The organism is Amycolatopsis coloradensis, assembly GCF_037997115.1.
In the GTDB taxonomy this organism is placed as follows: domain Bacteria; phylum Actinomycetota; class Actinomycetes; order Mycobacteriales; family Pseudonocardiaceae; genus Amycolatopsis; species Amycolatopsis coloradensis_A.
Map to the genome: position 1 here is coordinate 1,177,284 of NZ_CP150484.1, position 14,416 is coordinate 1,191,699.

Annotated in this window: 12 protein-coding genes; 4 read left to right on the forward strand and 8 right to left on the reverse strand. The window is 68.9% G+C overall.

Going from position 1 to position 14,416, the window contains the following annotated elements; all coding sequences use genetic code 11:
* Nucleotides 1–4: 4 nt before the first annotated feature.
* The 4 genes from rpsF to LCL61_RS05250 all read right to left on the reverse strand — a co-directional run bounded on the left by rpsF (nt 5) and on the right by LCL61_RS05250 (nt 3,197).
* Nucleotides 5–325 carry a 30S ribosomal protein S6 gene (gene rpsF / locus LCL61_RS05235; protein WP_016338288.1) on the reverse strand — a complete coding sequence of 107 codons (321 nt, stop codon included), beginning with the start codon at nt 323–325 and terminating at the stop codon, nt 5–7.
* 78 nt (nt 326–403) lie between these two features.
* Nucleotides 404–1,288, reverse strand: coding sequence for a hypothetical protein (locus LCL61_RS05240; RefSeq protein ID WP_340685786.1), 885 nt, complete (start codon nt 1,286–1,288; stop codon nt 404–406).
* 101 nt (nt 1,289–1,389) lie between these two features.
* Complete coding sequence (locus LCL61_RS05245; RefSeq protein ID WP_340685787.1) at nt 1,390–2,277, reverse strand: hypothetical protein; 888 nt, start codon at nt 2,275–2,277, stop codon at nt 1,390–1,392.
* Nucleotides 2,278–2,399: 122 nt separating this feature from the next.
* Entirely contained in the window at nt 2,400–3,197 is a 798-nt protein-coding gene (locus tag LCL61_RS05250) for a hypothetical protein (protein WP_340685788.1), read from the reverse strand.
* 174 nt (nt 3,198–3,371) lie between these two features.
* On the opposite strand from LCL61_RS05250, the gene LCL61_RS05255 reads away from it, so the two are divergent.
* The 3 genes from LCL61_RS05255 to LCL61_RS05265 all read left to right on the forward strand — a co-directional run bounded on the left by LCL61_RS05255 (nt 3,372) and on the right by LCL61_RS05265 (nt 5,514).
* Nucleotides 3,372–4,151 (forward strand): deoxyribonuclease IV, encoded by a 780-nt coding sequence (locus LCL61_RS05255; protein ID WP_340685789.1) that lies wholly within the window; start codon nt 3,372–3,374, stop codon nt 4,149–4,151.
* Nucleotides 4,152–4,615: 464 nt separating this feature from the next.
* On the forward strand, nt 4,616–5,134 hold the full coding sequence (locus LCL61_RS05260) for a hypothetical protein (RefSeq protein WP_340685790.1): 519 nt from the start codon (nt 4,616–4,618) through the stop codon (nt 5,132–5,134).
* A gap of 44 nt (nt 5,135–5,178) precedes the next feature.
* Complete coding sequence (locus LCL61_RS05265; RefSeq protein WP_340685791.1) at nt 5,179–5,514, forward strand: hypothetical protein; 336 nt, start codon at nt 5,179–5,181, stop codon at nt 5,512–5,514.
* On the opposite strand, the gene LCL61_RS05270 is transcribed toward LCL61_RS05265, so the two are convergent.
* Together LCL61_RS05270 and LCL61_RS05275 are read right to left on the reverse strand one after the other, a co-directional pair.
* Complete coding sequence (locus tag LCL61_RS05270; protein ID WP_340685792.1) at nt 5,471–7,018, reverse strand: glycosyltransferase family 87 protein; 1,548 nt, start codon at nt 7,016–7,018, stop codon at nt 5,471–5,473. The genes LCL61_RS05265 and LCL61_RS05270 overlap by 44 nt on opposite strands.
* A gap of 17 nt (nt 7,019–7,035) precedes the next feature.
* Nucleotides 7,036–8,124, reverse strand: coding sequence for an ROK family transcriptional regulator (locus LCL61_RS05275; RefSeq protein ID WP_340685793.1), 1,089 nt, complete (start codon nt 8,122–8,124; stop codon nt 7,036–7,038).
* Between the two features lie 70 nt (nt 8,125–8,194).
* On the opposite strand from LCL61_RS05275, the gene LCL61_RS05280 reads away from it, so the two are divergent.
* Nucleotides 8,195–9,229: a Gfo/Idh/MocA family oxidoreductase gene (locus LCL61_RS05280; protein ID WP_425342031.1), complete on the forward strand. Its 1,035-nt coding sequence runs from the start codon at nt 8,195–8,197 to the stop codon at nt 9,227–9,229.
* On the opposite strand, the gene LCL61_RS05285 is transcribed toward LCL61_RS05280, so the two are convergent.
* Together LCL61_RS05285 and LCL61_RS05290 are read right to left on the reverse strand one after the other, a co-directional pair.
* Entirely contained in the window at nt 9,230–11,740 is a 2,511-nt protein-coding gene (locus LCL61_RS05285; RefSeq protein WP_340685795.1) for a transglycosylase domain-containing protein, read from the reverse strand.
* Nucleotides 11,741–11,899: 159 nt separating this feature from the next.
* Complete coding sequence (locus tag LCL61_RS05290) at nt 11,900–14,275, reverse strand: transglycosylase domain-containing protein (RefSeq protein WP_340688497.1); 2,376 nt, start codon at nt 14,273–14,275, stop codon at nt 11,900–11,902.
* Between the last annotated feature and the right edge of the window lie 141 nt (nt 14,276–14,416).

Below are 14,416 nucleotides of genomic sequence, written 5' to 3' on the forward strand. Positions count from 1 at the left end.
CGGCTCAGGCCTTGGCGGCGGCGGTCGCGGCGCGCTTGATCTCGCGGCGCATGACCTTGGTGCGGAGCACGGTCTCCTGCAGCGAGAGCTGACGGTCCAGCTCCTTGACCGCTTCCGAAGTCGAGTTCAGGTCGAGGAGCGCGTAGATGCCCTCGGCGTGCTTCTTGATCTCGTAGGACAGCCGGCGACGGCCCCAGACGTCGACCTTCTCGACGCTTCCGCCCGAAGTGCGGATCACGTTGAGGAAGTTGTCCAGGGTCGGGGCCACCGTACGCTCGTCGAGCGTGGGGTCCAGGATGACCATTACCTCGTAATGGCGTGACACAACCACTCACCTCCTATGGGCTCGCGGCCACGGACTGTCCGTGGCAGGAGGGTTTGTCCAGGTAAGGGTACCTGGCGGTCAGGCGACGCGGCGCAGGACCCAGGTGCGGACCAGCGCGGCGGTCACGCCGGCGAGCACGAGCACCGCGAGCAGCATCGGCAGCTGGACGTCGCCGCCGGGCATGCCGTCGGTCGCGAGCGCTTCGGCGTTGCCCGCGTTGCGGACGTCGGGGCCGCCCTGTCCGGCCTGGCCGTCGGTGCCGTACTGAGGGGCGCCCTCGCCGGGGAGCGGGCTGTTGGCCGGGTAGCGCACGCCCGGCGCCACCGCGACACCCGGCTGCGCGACCGGCAGGTTGCCGTAGTCGCGCGGCGGGGCGTAGCCGGTGCCGTTGCTGCCGCCGGGGAGCAGGTTCGTGTTCGACGGAGCGCCGTTGGTGCCGCCGCCGGTGCCGCCCTGCTGCGGGGCCGTGGTGCCCGGCGTCGGCAGGGCGGGCGCGACGTAGTTCGTCGCGACCGTCGTCAGGCCGCAGCTGCCGGCGACCTTGTGCTCGATGGAGTTCAGCGTCTTTTCGGGGTTCAGCCCGAGGCCCCAGGACTTGGTGTCCTTGACCGCCTGGCGCACGGCCGCGCCGATCGCCTTGCCGTCGACCGAACCGCCCGCGGCGTTCGGGACCGCGCCGACGTTGATGGTGTTGACCTTGGCGATGTCGTTCGCGGCGACGTCGTAGAGGGCCAGCGTGCCGGCTTCCCGCGCGCCCGCCCGCACCAGTTCCTTGACCGAGGTGCCGGTGATCGCGACGGTGTCGCCCATCCCGCCGTTCACGGTCCCGCTGCACGCGTTCGCCAGCGTGGTCGCCGCCGAGGCGGTGCCCGCGGTCAGGAGCGCGCCACCGGTGACCATGGTCGCGAGTGCGGTGACGGTGAGCGCCTTGCGGGTGGTCTGCCAGATGGTGGTTTTCCGCACGGGGGCGATCCTCCGGGTCGGTGGGGGCGTGTGGCAGTGCATGAGGAATCACTGCAACGGGGATAACGAGGGAGTGACCCGAAAGATACTAGGCGGTAGGACTAACTTGAAGCGGCCATTCGGCGGAGGACCCAGGTGCGGACAAGGCCCGCGCTGACTCCGGAGAGTGCCAAAACGGCGATCAGCAGCGGCAGTTTCCCGTCCTGAGTGAATCCGTCGCTCACGTTCGGTAGCGCTTCGGCTTGTCCCGCGGTCTGGACGTCCGGGTTGCCGTTCTGGTTTTCGGTCGTGACGCCGAACTGCGGCGCGTAACCCGGGATCTGGCCGCCGTACCGGAGGCCGGGCGACGGGCTGAAGAGACCGGCCGTCGCCATCGGGATGGAGCTGTAGTCGCGCATCGGGGCGTAGCCCGTGCTGATGCCCCACGGCAGGTTGCCGAAGTTCGGGGTGAAGGTGCCGGGTAGCAGCGGGCTGTTCGCCGCCGGGATGCCGCCCGCCGGGCCGCCGCCCTGCGCGGGAGCGCCCGGGCCGCCCGTCTGCGGGCCGCCGCTGCCGGGCGTGCCGGGAGCGGGTTTCCCTGGCTGGGGCTGGGTTCCGGGAGCGGGCTTGCCGCCGCCGGTCAGGGCTTCGTGGGTGCCGGTGACGGCGCCGTTCAGCGCCTCCGCTGCGGGTTCGCCGACGACCGGGACCGGCGCGACGACGGTGTTCACCACGGTCACCGTCACCTTGCAGAGGGTGCCGAGCAGCGCGTCGATCGTGCCCGTGAGCACCCCCGAGACCGGACCGGCCTGGCCGAGGTTGAGCGGAATGCCGAGCAACGGGGTCTTGCCGAGGATCGTGTCGCCGGTCTTGGCGGTCACCGATCCCCCGCAGGTCGCGGTCTTGGTCTCGGCGGCGGCGGCCGTGCCGGGCATGGCGAGGGCGGCCGAGCCCGCGAGAATGAAGGCCGACGCACCCAGGGCGGTCGCCCTCCGTGTCCGTTCGCGCATGCCTTCGACTCCTCCGTCGTCGGGGTCACCTACCTGCACAACGACGCTAATGGAGACGAGTAACGCCCGCTCACTCGAAGAAGTCAGGCATTCGAGTGGAAGCGGGCGTCACGGAGGGTGAATCAGGCGGGCTTACCCCGCAGCCAAGCACGGACCAGAGCGGCGGCGACGACGGCCAGCGCCAGCACCGCGAGCAGCAGCGGCAGCTTGGCCGGGGCGACCGGCGCCTGGATGGCCTGCGCGTTGCCGGCGTCCTTCTCGTCGACGGTCGGCGGCGGCACCTCGCCGGGGATGATCTCGGTGATCACCGGCGCCTGGACGAAGCTGCCGGGGAGCAGCGCCGCGTTGCTGATCACGCCGGCGATCGAGTCGCCGCCGATACCGGTGGAGGAACCCGGACCGGTCTGCACCGGGAGTTCGCTGCCCGGACCGCCGGGCTGACCCGGCCCCGGCGTCGGAGGCTGCGGCGGCTTGGGGTCTTCCGGCGGTCGCGGGGACGGCGGCTTCACGATCGGCGGCGCGTCTTTGGTGACTTCCTGCGTCAGATTCCCGACCGCGTTCACCGTGCCCTGCGCGGGCTTGCAGACGCCCTGCGCGGCGAGGTCGCCCACCGCGTTGTCGGTGAGGCCGGTGGTCTTGACCAGATCGCCGACCGGCAGCGAAAGCAGCGGCTTTCGTCCTTCGGCGGTCTTGGCCTTCGAGTCCAGGCCGACCGTCAGCGCCTCGGGCGAATTCAGCGGAGCGCCGGCGTCGAGAACGAGTCCGTCTGCGGACTTCCCGTTCTGCAGCGTGGCGGCGCAGTCGCCGGAAAGGGTCGGATTCGGTTCCTCGGCGGCCGTCGCGGTCATCGGGAACGCTAATCCGGCCGTGACCGAAAGCGCGAATCCCCAAGCCGTGATCCGCCCGGCAGTCTTCCCCATCGAGTTCGTCCTCCGCCCCTCAGGACCCAACGCGGTTTAACGGAACGCACTCACGCTACCCCACGAGCGTGACGACCTGGCCCGCGCCGGGAGAAAACCGGCGAGGGTACCTCTGTCTTCCTCCCCACCACCGCCCTCAACGGAGGAGCTTCGCTCCGCGTAGATTCCTCCACCATGAAAATCGGTGCCCATGTCCGCGACGACGACCCGCTGACCGCGGTCGCCGAGCGCGAAGCCGAAGTCCTCCAATTCTTCCTTTCCGACCCGCAGGGCTGGAAAGCTCCCAAACCCCACCCGCACGGCGAAGCGATCAAGGAATCGCCGGTAGAGGTGTTCATCCACTCGCCGTACCTGATCAATGTGGCGTCGATGAACAACCGCATCCGTATCCCGTCACGGAAGAACGTCACGCAGCACGCGAACGGCGCCGCCGCGATCGGCGCGAAAGGGCTCGTCGTGCACGGTGGCCATGTCGGCGCCGGGGAGGACGTGGAGGAAGGCCTCGTCAACTGGCGCAAACTTTTCGAGCGTGAACAGGAAAAGGGCGGTTTCGCCGTGCCGATCCTGATCGAGAACACCGCGGGCGGTGACAACGCGATGACGCGCGACCTCGAGACGATCGCCCGGCTCTGGGACAAGGTCGGCGACTTCGGCGCGGGTTTCTGTTTCGACACCTGCCACGCGTACGCGGCGGGCTGGGACCTGACCGAGGCGGTCAAGAAGGTCAAGGCCATCACCGGCCGGATCGACCTGGTGCACCTCAACAACTCGCGCGACGAGTTCGGTTCCACCCGGGACCGGCACGCCAACGTCGTCGGCGGTGACGGCACGATCGATCCCGAAGTGCTGGTCGCGGTCGCGGCCGAGGCGGGTGCCCCGGTGGTCGTCGAGACCCCGCCCGACGGGCAGGCCGCGGACATCGCCTACGTCAGGGAGCGCGTCGCCTCCGCCTGACGTCGCGTTGGTCGTGAGTGGCGATCCGGGGTCATCGAGGAGTAAGGCAACCGTGCGTGCCGGAGTTGGCGGCAGGGGCGGGACTGGTCCAAGCGACACCCTCCTGACTGTCCATAAGGGATATTTTCCGAGTTGTCGGTGTCCGAGTTGGGCGATTTGCGCGGTACGACCCGTTTGCCCAATCGGGCATATGGCCTTGACGGAGACATTTCGTCGCGGGCAATCGTCCCTTGTGGACATTCAGAGCACAGCTGACCCCTTGACCCAGCGACGGGGCCCTTCACCGTTGGCCGACACCGGCAGCCTCAGTTTCAGTGTCCCGCTCGACCCTGGGCGCGAGGGCCGCGGAACGAAAGCCAACCATCTCGGGCGGGAGAGCGTTCCCTCTCCGGCGGGAGGGCCGGGCGCGCCGATCGCGAAAGGCTCGACCTCGACCGGGAAACACCCGGTGCTGGAGGGAAGCCATGAACATCAGGTCGAAGATCGCCGCGGTCGCCGTGCTCGCCGTCGCGGCGGGAACGCTGGGGGCGACGCAGGCGACGGCGGCTCCGTCGTCCGGTTCGGTCGGCTCGGTCGTTCTCGGATCGGCGGGCGGACCGCTGACGTTCCCCGGTTTCGAGGGCGACCCGGTCCGGTTCGACTTCGCCGCGTTCGGGGAACCCGGGAAATCGTCGGGCCGGTTCCACGTGAATCATCTGACCAAGGACGGAAAGCCGTTCGCCGATTTCGAGGGCAAGGTCGACTGCGTCTCGAGTGAGGGCGACCTCGCGGTTTTGACCGGCGTGATCGAACGCGCCGACATCCCCGGCTTCCCGGTGAACCTGGTCGGCCGCCGCGTCGGCTTCTCGGTACGGGACGTGCCGCGCGGCCACGACCGGATCGGCTGGAGCTGGGCGTACGCCGGTTTCGAACAGGACGTCCTGCCCTGCACCGCGCCGGTGCCGTTCTTCGCGACGAGCACGGGCGGCTACGTCGTGCGCTGAATCGGCTTGACCCTCACGCCACGGGAGGGTCGAACCTGTGCCGCATGAAGAATCGGACCGTGTACCGGGCGGAGGACGGCGAGCACGTCGGCTACGTCGTCCCCGCGCCGGAAACCCGTTGGCAGGCACTGACCGTTTTCGGCTACCCGCTCGGCGGCCCCGCCGCCTTCGACGACTCCGTCGCGTTGCTGGAGGCAGAGGGGCTGGCCGTCCTCGCCGAGCGCTGGTCGGTCAAGCAGGGCGACGACTGGTTCAGCTGCCGTCTGGTCGAAACGTCGCCCGAAGCCGTCGTCGTGCAGATCGACGACTTCGGGGCCGAGGACTTCGGCAAGCACGTCAGGCTGGAACGTCCTGGGCCTGAGGTGTTGAAGCGCGTTTGACGGTGCGCGAATCAGGGGCGTCGTCGAGGAAACCGCCGATCGGATCGTCGTCCCCGGCGGCGCGGACGGGGTCTTTGCGCGGCTGGTGGATCTCCCGGATCACCAGCGCGCAGAGGCCGACCACCGCGAGGTCGCGGACGACGACGGTGCCGAGGAACCAGTCTTCGGGCAGCCCTTTGTTGTCGACGCCGAGGTAGTACATCATCCGCGGCGCCCAGACCAGCGCGTCGAGGACCATCCAGCCGAGCAGCAGTCGCCAGCGCGGGATCGCGAGCACCGCCAGCGGGACCAGCCACAGCGAATACTGCGGGCTCCACACCTTGTTGGTCAGCAGGAACGCGGCCACCACGAGGAAGGCCAGCTGGCCCAGCCGTGGACGGCGCGGCGCCTTCATCGCGACGTACCCGATGCCGGCGCAGGCGGCGAGGAACAGCACCGCGACGACGGCGTTGAGCACGACCGGTGTCTGCCCCGTGGCGAGTTTCCCGTCGAAACCGGCCCAGCCGGAAAGGTGGGAGACCACGTTGTAGAGCGAGTCGGGATCCATCGGGCGCGCCGTGTTGAGCCGGAAGAACTCCCACCAGCCGGTCGGCGCGGCGAGCGCGAACGGGACGTTGACCACCACGAACGTCGCCGCGGCGAGCCCGGCGGTGAGCGCCCAGTGTTTGACCTTGCCCGCGCGCAGGCACAAGAAGAACAACGGGATGAGCAGCAGCAGCGGATACAGCTTCGCCGCCGCGCCGAGCCCGAGCAGGAAGCCCGCCACCTCGGGACGGCGCCGGGCCCACGCGAGCAGCGCGGTCGCGGTGAACGCGGTCGCGATGGCGTCGAAGTTGGTGAAGACGTGCACCAGCACCAGCGGCGAGATCGCGACCAGCACGGCGTCCCACGGACGGCGTTTCAGCGATCGGCCGGTCGCCCACACCGTGACGAGCCAGGCCAGCGCGAGCCACAGTGCCGAGATGTTGAAGTACACGGCCACCGGGAGCGCGCCGGGCAGCCAGCCCGATTCCGCGACCGAAAGCCACGCTTCGGTGAGCTTCGCGTTGATCCACTGGAACAGCCCGGTCGCCACCGGGTACTCCATGTACCGCGTGGTCTCCTTCGCCGTTCCTTCGTTTTCGGTCCACGAAGTCACGTACGGGAAGGTGTCCGGATCGTTCAGGCGCTCGGAGCTGTAGAGCGGGATGATGTCCGAGTAGCACATCGCGACGAACGGGCGGCCCGCCCGCCAGTCGAGCTGGTGGGTCCCGGAATCGTCGGTGTACTGCTGGATGCACGACGCCTTGCCGAACCACGAGAGCACCAGCGCGAGGCAGGCCAGCAGCAGCCCGACCCGTTGCGGCGACCAGAACCAGTGCCGCCCCACGGCCGCGTGCTCGCCGAGCGGGCCGCCGATCGGTCTCGTGGCCGCGGCCACGAGCGGTTCGTTCCAGCTCGGGATGACCCGCTCGCCGGGGGTGAGGGAGAGCGGAGCCTCGGGCTGGGTCGTCTGGTCGGACACCTGGCGGATGTTAGCGCCTATCCGGGTGACCACCCGGTGATGTCGCCGCTGTCGTAGAACCCGGCCAGCACCTCCGCCGCCGCGCCGAACGCGACGACGTCGTCGCCCATCTCGTCGAGATCGACCTGGATCCGTTGCCAGTGCGGCAAAGGCAGCAGTTCCCGCAGCCGCGCCGCGACGGTGTCGCGGTAGACCTCGGGCTCCGCGCGGACCGAACGCCCGGTCAGCACGACACGTTCGAGGTCGAGGACCTGGACGAGGTCGGCGAGACCGATCCCCAGCAGGCCCGCCGCCGCTTCCGTGGTCGCCGCCGCGTTGTGCAGCACCTCGACGCAGCCGCGCCGGCCGCATGCGCACCGCGGTCCGTCGAAGGCGAGCGTGGTGTGCCCGAATTCGCCCGCGTTGGTCCGCGGCCCGCGATACAGCCTGCCGTCGATCAGCAGGCCGACGCCGATCCCGGTGCCGACGAGCACGACGGCGGTCGCGGCCTGGTCGCCCTCCGGCCAGTGCTGGGCGAAGGCGGCGGCGTTGGTGTTCTTGTCGAGCCGCACGGGCAGCCCGGTGCGTTTCGCGAGCAGGTCGCGCAGGGGGACGTGGTGCCAGCCCGGCATGTTCGTGGCGTCCCGGACGACTCCTTCGCGGTGGTCGAGAGGGCCGACGCTGCCGACGCCGAGGCCGAGGACACGTTCGCGCTCGACGCCGTCGAGTAGTGCTTCGGTCGCTTCGCCGAGGGTGGAAACGGCCTGGTCGGGGGTGAATCCGGGCGACAGGGGGCCGCCGCGCGACGCGATGATCTTCCCGGTCAGGTCGGTCCTGAGCACGCGGAACGAGTCCCGGTCGAGCTGGGCGCCGAGCGCGTACCGGGCGTCCGCGCGGACGCGCAGCAGGGTGCGCGGCTTGCCGACTCCGGACGCTGGCTGGCGTTCCTCGTCCAGCAGGCCGGCTTCGAGGAGTTCGGGGACGATCTTCGAGACGGCCTGCTGGGTGAGCCGGGTGCGTTCGGCGAGTTCGACGCGGCTGAGGCCGCCCGCGCGCAGGATGTGCGTGAGCAGCAGTGTCCGATTGTGCTGGCGCAGGCCGCGCAGATTGACCCCGGTCTCCGGCATAGCGCGCATCCTGCCATGACTGGCTGATTACGCAACACTGTTGTTTAATGGGGTCATGGCTGACTTGCGAGTGGGGATCTTCGGATACGGCACCGGCGGACGCGTCTTCCACGCGCCGCTGGTCGACGCGACACCGGGGCTGACCCCGGCCGCCATCGTCACCTCGAATCCGGACCGGGCCGGGCAGGCGAGCGCCGACCATCCGGCCGCCGACGTGCTGCCGGACGCGGACGCGTTGTTCGCGAAGGCCGGCGAGCTGGACTTGGTCGTCGTCAGCACGCCGAACCGAACGCACGTTCCGCTCGCGCTTCAGGCGATCGAGGCGGGCTTGTCCGTCGTCGTCGACAAGCCCTTCGCGCCGACAGCGGCCGAAGCGGCGAAGGTCGTCGAAGCGGCGAAGGCCAAGGGAGTCGGACTGACGGTGTTCCAGAACCGCCGTTTCGACTCGGATTTCCTCACCGTCCGGAAGGTCCTCGAGACCGGCAGGCTCGGTGACGTCTTCCGCTTCGAATCACGCTATGACCGCTGGGTGCCGAAGCCGCGGGACAACTGGCGTGAGTTCGGCGACCCCGCCGAGGCGGGCGGCCTCCTCTACGACCTCGGCGCGCACATCGTCGACCAGGCGCTGCAGCTGTTCGGCCCGGTCGCCGAGGTCTACGCGGAGGTCGACAGGCGCCGCGCCGGGGTGTCCGTCGACGACGACGCCTTCGTCGCCCTCCGGCACACCAACGGGGTGCGTTCGCATTTGTGGGCGTCCGCGCTCGCGGGCACCCGGAACCCGCGATTCCGCGTGCTCGGCGACAAGGCGACCTTCACGAAGTACGGCCTCGACGTCCAGGAGCCGCAGATCAAGGACGGATTGCGGCCCGGCGACCCCGGCTGGGCGGTCGAGCCGCCGTCGGACGCGGGCGTGCTCGGCGTGAACGACGACGTCGAAACGGTGCCCACCGAGGTCGGCCGGTACGAGGACTTCTACGCGCAGGTGCGCGACGCGCTGCTCGGCAAGGGCGACTTCCCGGTCGATCCCGCCTCCGCAGTCGAGGCGCTCCGGGTCATCGAAGCCGCTCACCTTTCGGGTGCCGAACGGCGCGTCGTCACCCTCTAGCTATTCGGTATCGCCTCTGCCGCCCCGGCCGGGACCCCCGTTGCCGCCCTCTTCGTTGTTCTGGCTGGAGGTCGGCGGGTTCTTCGAGCTCGACGTCTCTTCTTCCTCGTTCCGCGAAGACGACGATCCGGTGCTCGGGCCGGTCGACGGCGTGCCGGTCTCGGTCGAGCCTTCGTCCTCCTCCGGCGGGGTCTGCGTCGACGGAACGGTGTTGCTGTCGTCCCCGCCGATGATCTTGACCTTCCCGAAGCGCTCCCCGGGCTTCCCGTTCAGGTACAGGGAAAGGAACTTCTGCCAGATCGGCCCGGCGATCGTCGAACCGAAGATCGACTTGCCGTTCTTCCCTTTCAGTGCCTTGTCGCCGTCGCCACCGACCCACACCGCGGCCGAGATCGACGGCGTGTAGCCGACCATCCAGGTCTGCGAGTTGGCGTCCTTCGCCGACGCGGGCTCGCCCGGCCGGTAGGTGTGCTGCTGGGTCCCGGTCTTGCCCGCGCACTCGTGGTTGTTGGGGCACTTGAGCTTCGAGAACGGGATGACACCCTTCAGCGACTCGGTGACGTTCCCGGCGATCTGCTTGCTCTTGTCGGCGTCATCGGCGAACGCCGGTTTCGCCTCCTCGGGAGCCGAGTAGGCGGTCTCGTCCTGCGAGTTGGTCACCTTGACGACGAAGTGCTTGTCCCGCCGCTGGCCTTCGGCCGCGAAGGTCGCGTATGCGGCGGCCATGTCCTCCGGGCTGATGACCGTCTTGCCACCGCCGAGCGCGATGTTGTTGTCGGCGAACAGCTCGGCGGTGCCATCAGGGGCGGGTTTGACCCCGGCGTCCTTGGCGGCCTGCGCCACCGGCCCGGGCTTGGTCACGTTCACGACCATGTCGTAGAACACCGTGTTGGCCGACCGCTGCATCGCTTCGGACACCGTGCACTGCTGCGAACAGGTGCTGCCGGGACCGGCGTTCCGGATCGTCTGCTTCCCGAACTGCCGGTTGTTGGATCCGTCGAACGTCGAGTTGATGCCGCCCTTGCCGAGCTGCATGTACGCGGTGAGGTCGAAGGGCTTCATCGAGGACCCGGGGTTCTGCGGCGTGTTCGCCCAGTCACGGCCCTTGAGGTCCTGGCCGTTCGGCCCCTTCACGATGGACGGCCCGCCGTAGTACGCCTTCACGCCGCCGGTCTTCGGGTCGATGGCGACGAGCGCGTTGAGCAGGTTCTCGTCGGTCTGGCCCTTCATCCCATCGGCCACCGCCTGCTCGGCCGCGGCCTGCGCCTTCGGGTCGATGGTCGTGTGGATCTTGTATCCGCCCCGGTAGTAGACGTCGTCGGTGATGCCGTTCGCGGCGAGTTCTTCCTTGACCTTGTCGCGGATGAACGGGTTGACCACGCCGGCCTGCTGCTTGTCGGTCTGCGGGATCGGCGTCGGGAACTGCAGGTTCGCGCGGTCCGCGGCGGAGAGGTAACCGTTCTGCACCATCCGGTTCAGCGCGACGTTCCAGCGATCGTTCGCGACCTTCGGGTTCTCCGAGCGGCCCGGCTGCTGGATGAGACCCGCGAGCAGCGCCGCCTCGGAGGCGTTCAGCTCTCCGGCGGGCTTGCCGAAGAACGCCTGCGCGGCCGACTCGATCCCGTACGCGCCGCGCCCGAAGTAGATGATGTTCAGGTACGCCGCGATGATGTCCTTCTTCTCGTACGTCTGGTTCATCTTGAAGGACTTGGCGAGTTCGGTCCATTTACGGGCGAGCGACGATTCGTCGTCCCCACTGGCGACCTTGATGTACTGCTGGGAGATGGTCGAACCACCGCCCTTGCCCGCGGTCACCTGGTTGTAGACCGCGCGCAGGATGCCGCCGATGTCGAAACCGGAGTTGGTCTCGAAGGAGGCGTCCTCGGTGGCGATGACGGCCTTCTTGACGATGTCCGGGATCTGCTCCGGCGTCAGGATCTGCCGGTTGCCGCCCTTGGGGACGTCCTTGCCCATCTCGGTGTTGTCGGCGTAGTAGTACGTCACCGCCTGGCCCTGCGTGGCCGCGACGGACTGCGGCGACGGCACGTCGACGGCGAAATAGGTGATCACGAACGCGATCGCCGGGATGACGACGAAGAGGCAGAACAACGCGAGCAGCACCCGCCGGATCCGTCTCCACCTGCGCTTTTTGCGCTGCGCGGGGGTGAGGATCGGCTTCCCGTTCTCGTCGGTCTCCGGGGCGTACGGCTCATCGTCGTACGGCTCGTCGTAGCCGCGGTCGGTGGTGCCGTTGTGCTCGTGGTGCGTGATGAGGTCCGGCTCGTGCTGCGGCGCGACCGGTGGCCGCTGCGGGCGCCGCGGTGGCGGCTGCTGAGGCGTGCCCTGCCGTTGCCACGGTGCCTGCCCCGGGCCCTGCGATCCGGGACCCGGCCGCTGCCCGTACCCGGGGGGCGGGCCGGCGGGGCGGCGGGGCGGTCCGGCCGGGCGTTGCGGACGACGTGCGGGGTCAGGGTCCTGACCTGGCCATCCGCCGTGGGGATCGTCGTTCACTGGGACGTCCTCCGAACCTTCCGTGGTGAGCGCGGTCCTGCGGTCGCAGGTCTCCTTCCAGTTAAGACGTATCGGAGCGGTTCAGGTTCATCGGTGTGAAGAAAAAGGTGTGCCGGGCACTCGCCCGGCACACCTTTCAGCACCTGTTCAGTCCGATCGTCACGGATCTTCGGCGTTCGGGAACAGCGGATCCGAAGTCCCCGGGCCCGGCCTCGTCCAGCTCGGCTTCGTCGGCTTGGTGGGTTTCGTCGGCGTCGTCTCGGTCGTCTCGGTGGGCGTCGTCGGCGTCGGGGTGGTCGTCGGCGTCTCGGGCGGCGTCGACGTCTCCGGCGGTTTCTGGGCCGTCGTCGTCGGCACGTACCGCGCGTCCTTGCCGATCGGCTTGACGCTGTCGAACTTCTCCGACGGCTTGCCGGTCATGTACCGGGCCATGAAGTCTTCCCAGATCGGACCGGCGATGGTCCGGCCGTAGACCGCCTTGCCGTTCTTGTCGTGCAGCGGCTTGTTGCCGTCGCCGCCGACCCACACCGACGTCGAGATGCTCGGCGTGTAGCCCACCATCCAGGTCTGCGCGTTGCGGTCGCGGTAGCTCGCCGGGTCGCTGTCCTTGAAGTCGTACTGCTGCGTCCCGGTCTTGCCCGCGCACTCGTGACCCTTCGGGCACTTGAGCTTCGAGTACGGGATGACCTCTTCGAGCGCGTCGGTGACATTGCCCGCGATCTGCTTGCTCTTGGCGGCGTCGTCGCTGAAGGCGGGAGTGCCCTTGGGCTTCGTCTCGTCGAACTCGACCTCGTCCTGCGAGTTGGTCAGCTTGGCGACGAAGTGCTGCTTCTGCCGGACGCCTTCGCCGGCGAACGTGGCGAAACCGGCCGCCATGTCCTCCGCGGTGGTGACCGTGCCACCACCGCCGAGCGCGATGTTGATGTCGGGGCTCAGCTTCGCCTTGCCGCCTTCGGCCTCCACCATCACGCCGGCTTCCTTCGCGGCCTTCGCCACCGGGTCGATCTTCGTCTCGTTGCGGACCATGTCGTAGAACACGGTGTTCGCGGAGACCTTCATCGCCTCGGCGACCGTGCACTGAGGACCGCAGCTGGCGCTCTCGCCCGCGTTCCGGACCGTGCGGCCGTCGAACTTCCGGTTGTTGGTGCCGTCGAAGGTTTCGCCGAGGCCCTTGCCCATCTTGAGGAACGCGGCGAGGTCGAAGGCCTTGAACGCCGAACCGGGGTTGTGCGGGACGTTCGCCCAGTCGATGGCCTGGACGTCCTGGCCCTTGTCGTTCTTCGTCCAGTCGGGGCCGCCCCAGTAGGCGACCACGCCGCCGGTCTTGGGGTCTATCGCGACCAGCGCGTTCAGGATGTTCTCGTCCGTCTGGCCCTTCATCCCCTCGGCGACGGACTCCTCGGCCATCTTCTGCGCCTTGGGGTCGATCGTCGTGGTGATCTTGAAGCCGCCCTGGTGCAGCCGGTCCTGGTCGTAGCCGCGGGCTTCGAGTTCGTCGATCACCCGGTTGCGGATGTGCAGGCTCAGCGTCCCGGCGTCGTCGGCCTTCGCCTGCGCCTTCGGGATGGGCTTCGGGAACTCGGCGGTGGCGCGCTGACCGGGGTCGAGCCACTTGTTCGCCACCAGCTGGTCCATCACGAAGTTCCAGCGACGCTGCGCGTACGGCTCGTTCTCCGACCGGCTGGGCCCCTGGATCAGGCCGGCGAGCAAGGCCGCCTCGGACGCGCTGAGCTCCTTGGCCGGCTTCTTGAAGTAGGCCTGGGCGGCCGCTTCGATGCCGTTCGCGCCGCGGCCGAAGTAGATGGTGTTGAGGTAGGCGGTGATGATCTCCTCTTTGGACATCTGGTTGTTCATCTTGAAGGATTTGGCCAGCTCGGTCCATTTACGGGTGAGCGTCGGCGCCTCGTTGGCCGTGGCCTTCTTGATGTACTGCTGGGAGATCGTCGAACCGCCGCCCTGGCCGCCGGTGACGTTGTTGTAGACCGCGCGCAGGATGCCGCCGACGTCGAAACCGGAGTTGGTCTCGAACGACGAGTCCTCGGCCGCGTACACGGCCTTCTTGACCACGTCCGGGACTTCCCCGGGCTTCAGCAGGTACCGGCTTCCGCCGCTGGCGGGCGCGATCTTGCCCATCGGGCTGCCGTCGGCGTACATCAGCGTGATCGGCTGGCTCTGCAGGCTCGCGACGCTTTCCTGCGACGGGACGTCCACCAGGAAGTAGGTGATGACGAACGCGATCGCGGGCACCACGACGAACAGGCCGAACATCGCGTAGAGGACCCGGCGAACGATGCGCCAGCGCCGCTTCTTGCGCTGCTTCGGCGTGAGGACCTTCTTCTTGTCGTCCTGCTCGTCTTCGGCGGACTCGTCGTACGCGTCTTCGCCCTCGGCGCCGAACGCGGCGCTCGGGTGACGATCGTCATAGCGGTCGTCGTACGGGTCGTAGCCGTACGGGTCTTCGGTGCCGTTGTGCGCGTGATGGGTGATTAGTTCCGGCTCGCGCTCGTACGGTTCCGGCTCGACCGGCCGGACCATCGCGGTGGCCTGATCGGCCGGGGCGGGAGGACGGCGGTCGCCGGGCGGAGGCGGCGGCGGGCGGTGCCCGGCGGCGCCGTTGCGGGCACGCTGGTCACCGGCGGCACGGCCACCGGGCGGCGGGGGTCCCTGCCTGCGCGG

Bases quoted from the DNA above. Each gene is read 5' to 3' on its own strand.
- LCL61_RS05245 (WP_340685787.1), bottom strand. From the start codon at position 2,277: ATGCGCGAACGGACACGGAGGGCGACCGCCCTGGGTGCGTCGGCCTTC.
- LCL61_RS05265 (WP_340685791.1), top strand. From the start codon at position 5,179: ATGAAGAATCGGACCGTGTACCGGGCGGAGGACGGCGAGCACGTCGGC.
- LCL61_RS05255 (WP_340685789.1), top strand. From the start codon at position 3,372: ATGAAAATCGGTGCCCATGTCCGCGACGACGACCCGCTGACCGCGGTC.
- LCL61_RS05290 (WP_340688497.1), bottom strand. From the start codon at position 14,275: ATGGTCCGGCCGGTCGAGCCGGAACCGTACGAGCGCGAGCCGGAACTA.
- LCL61_RS05275 (WP_340685793.1), bottom strand. From the start codon at position 8,124: ATGCCGGAGACCGGGGTCAATCTGCGCGGCCTGCGCCAGCACAATCGG.
- LCL61_RS05260 (WP_340685790.1), top strand. From the start codon at position 4,616: ATGAACATCAGGTCGAAGATCGCCGCGGTCGCCGTGCTCGCCGTCGCG.
- LCL61_RS05250 (WP_340685788.1), bottom strand. From the start codon at position 3,197: ATGGGGAAGACTGCCGGGCGGATCACGGCTTGGGGATTCGCGCTTTCG.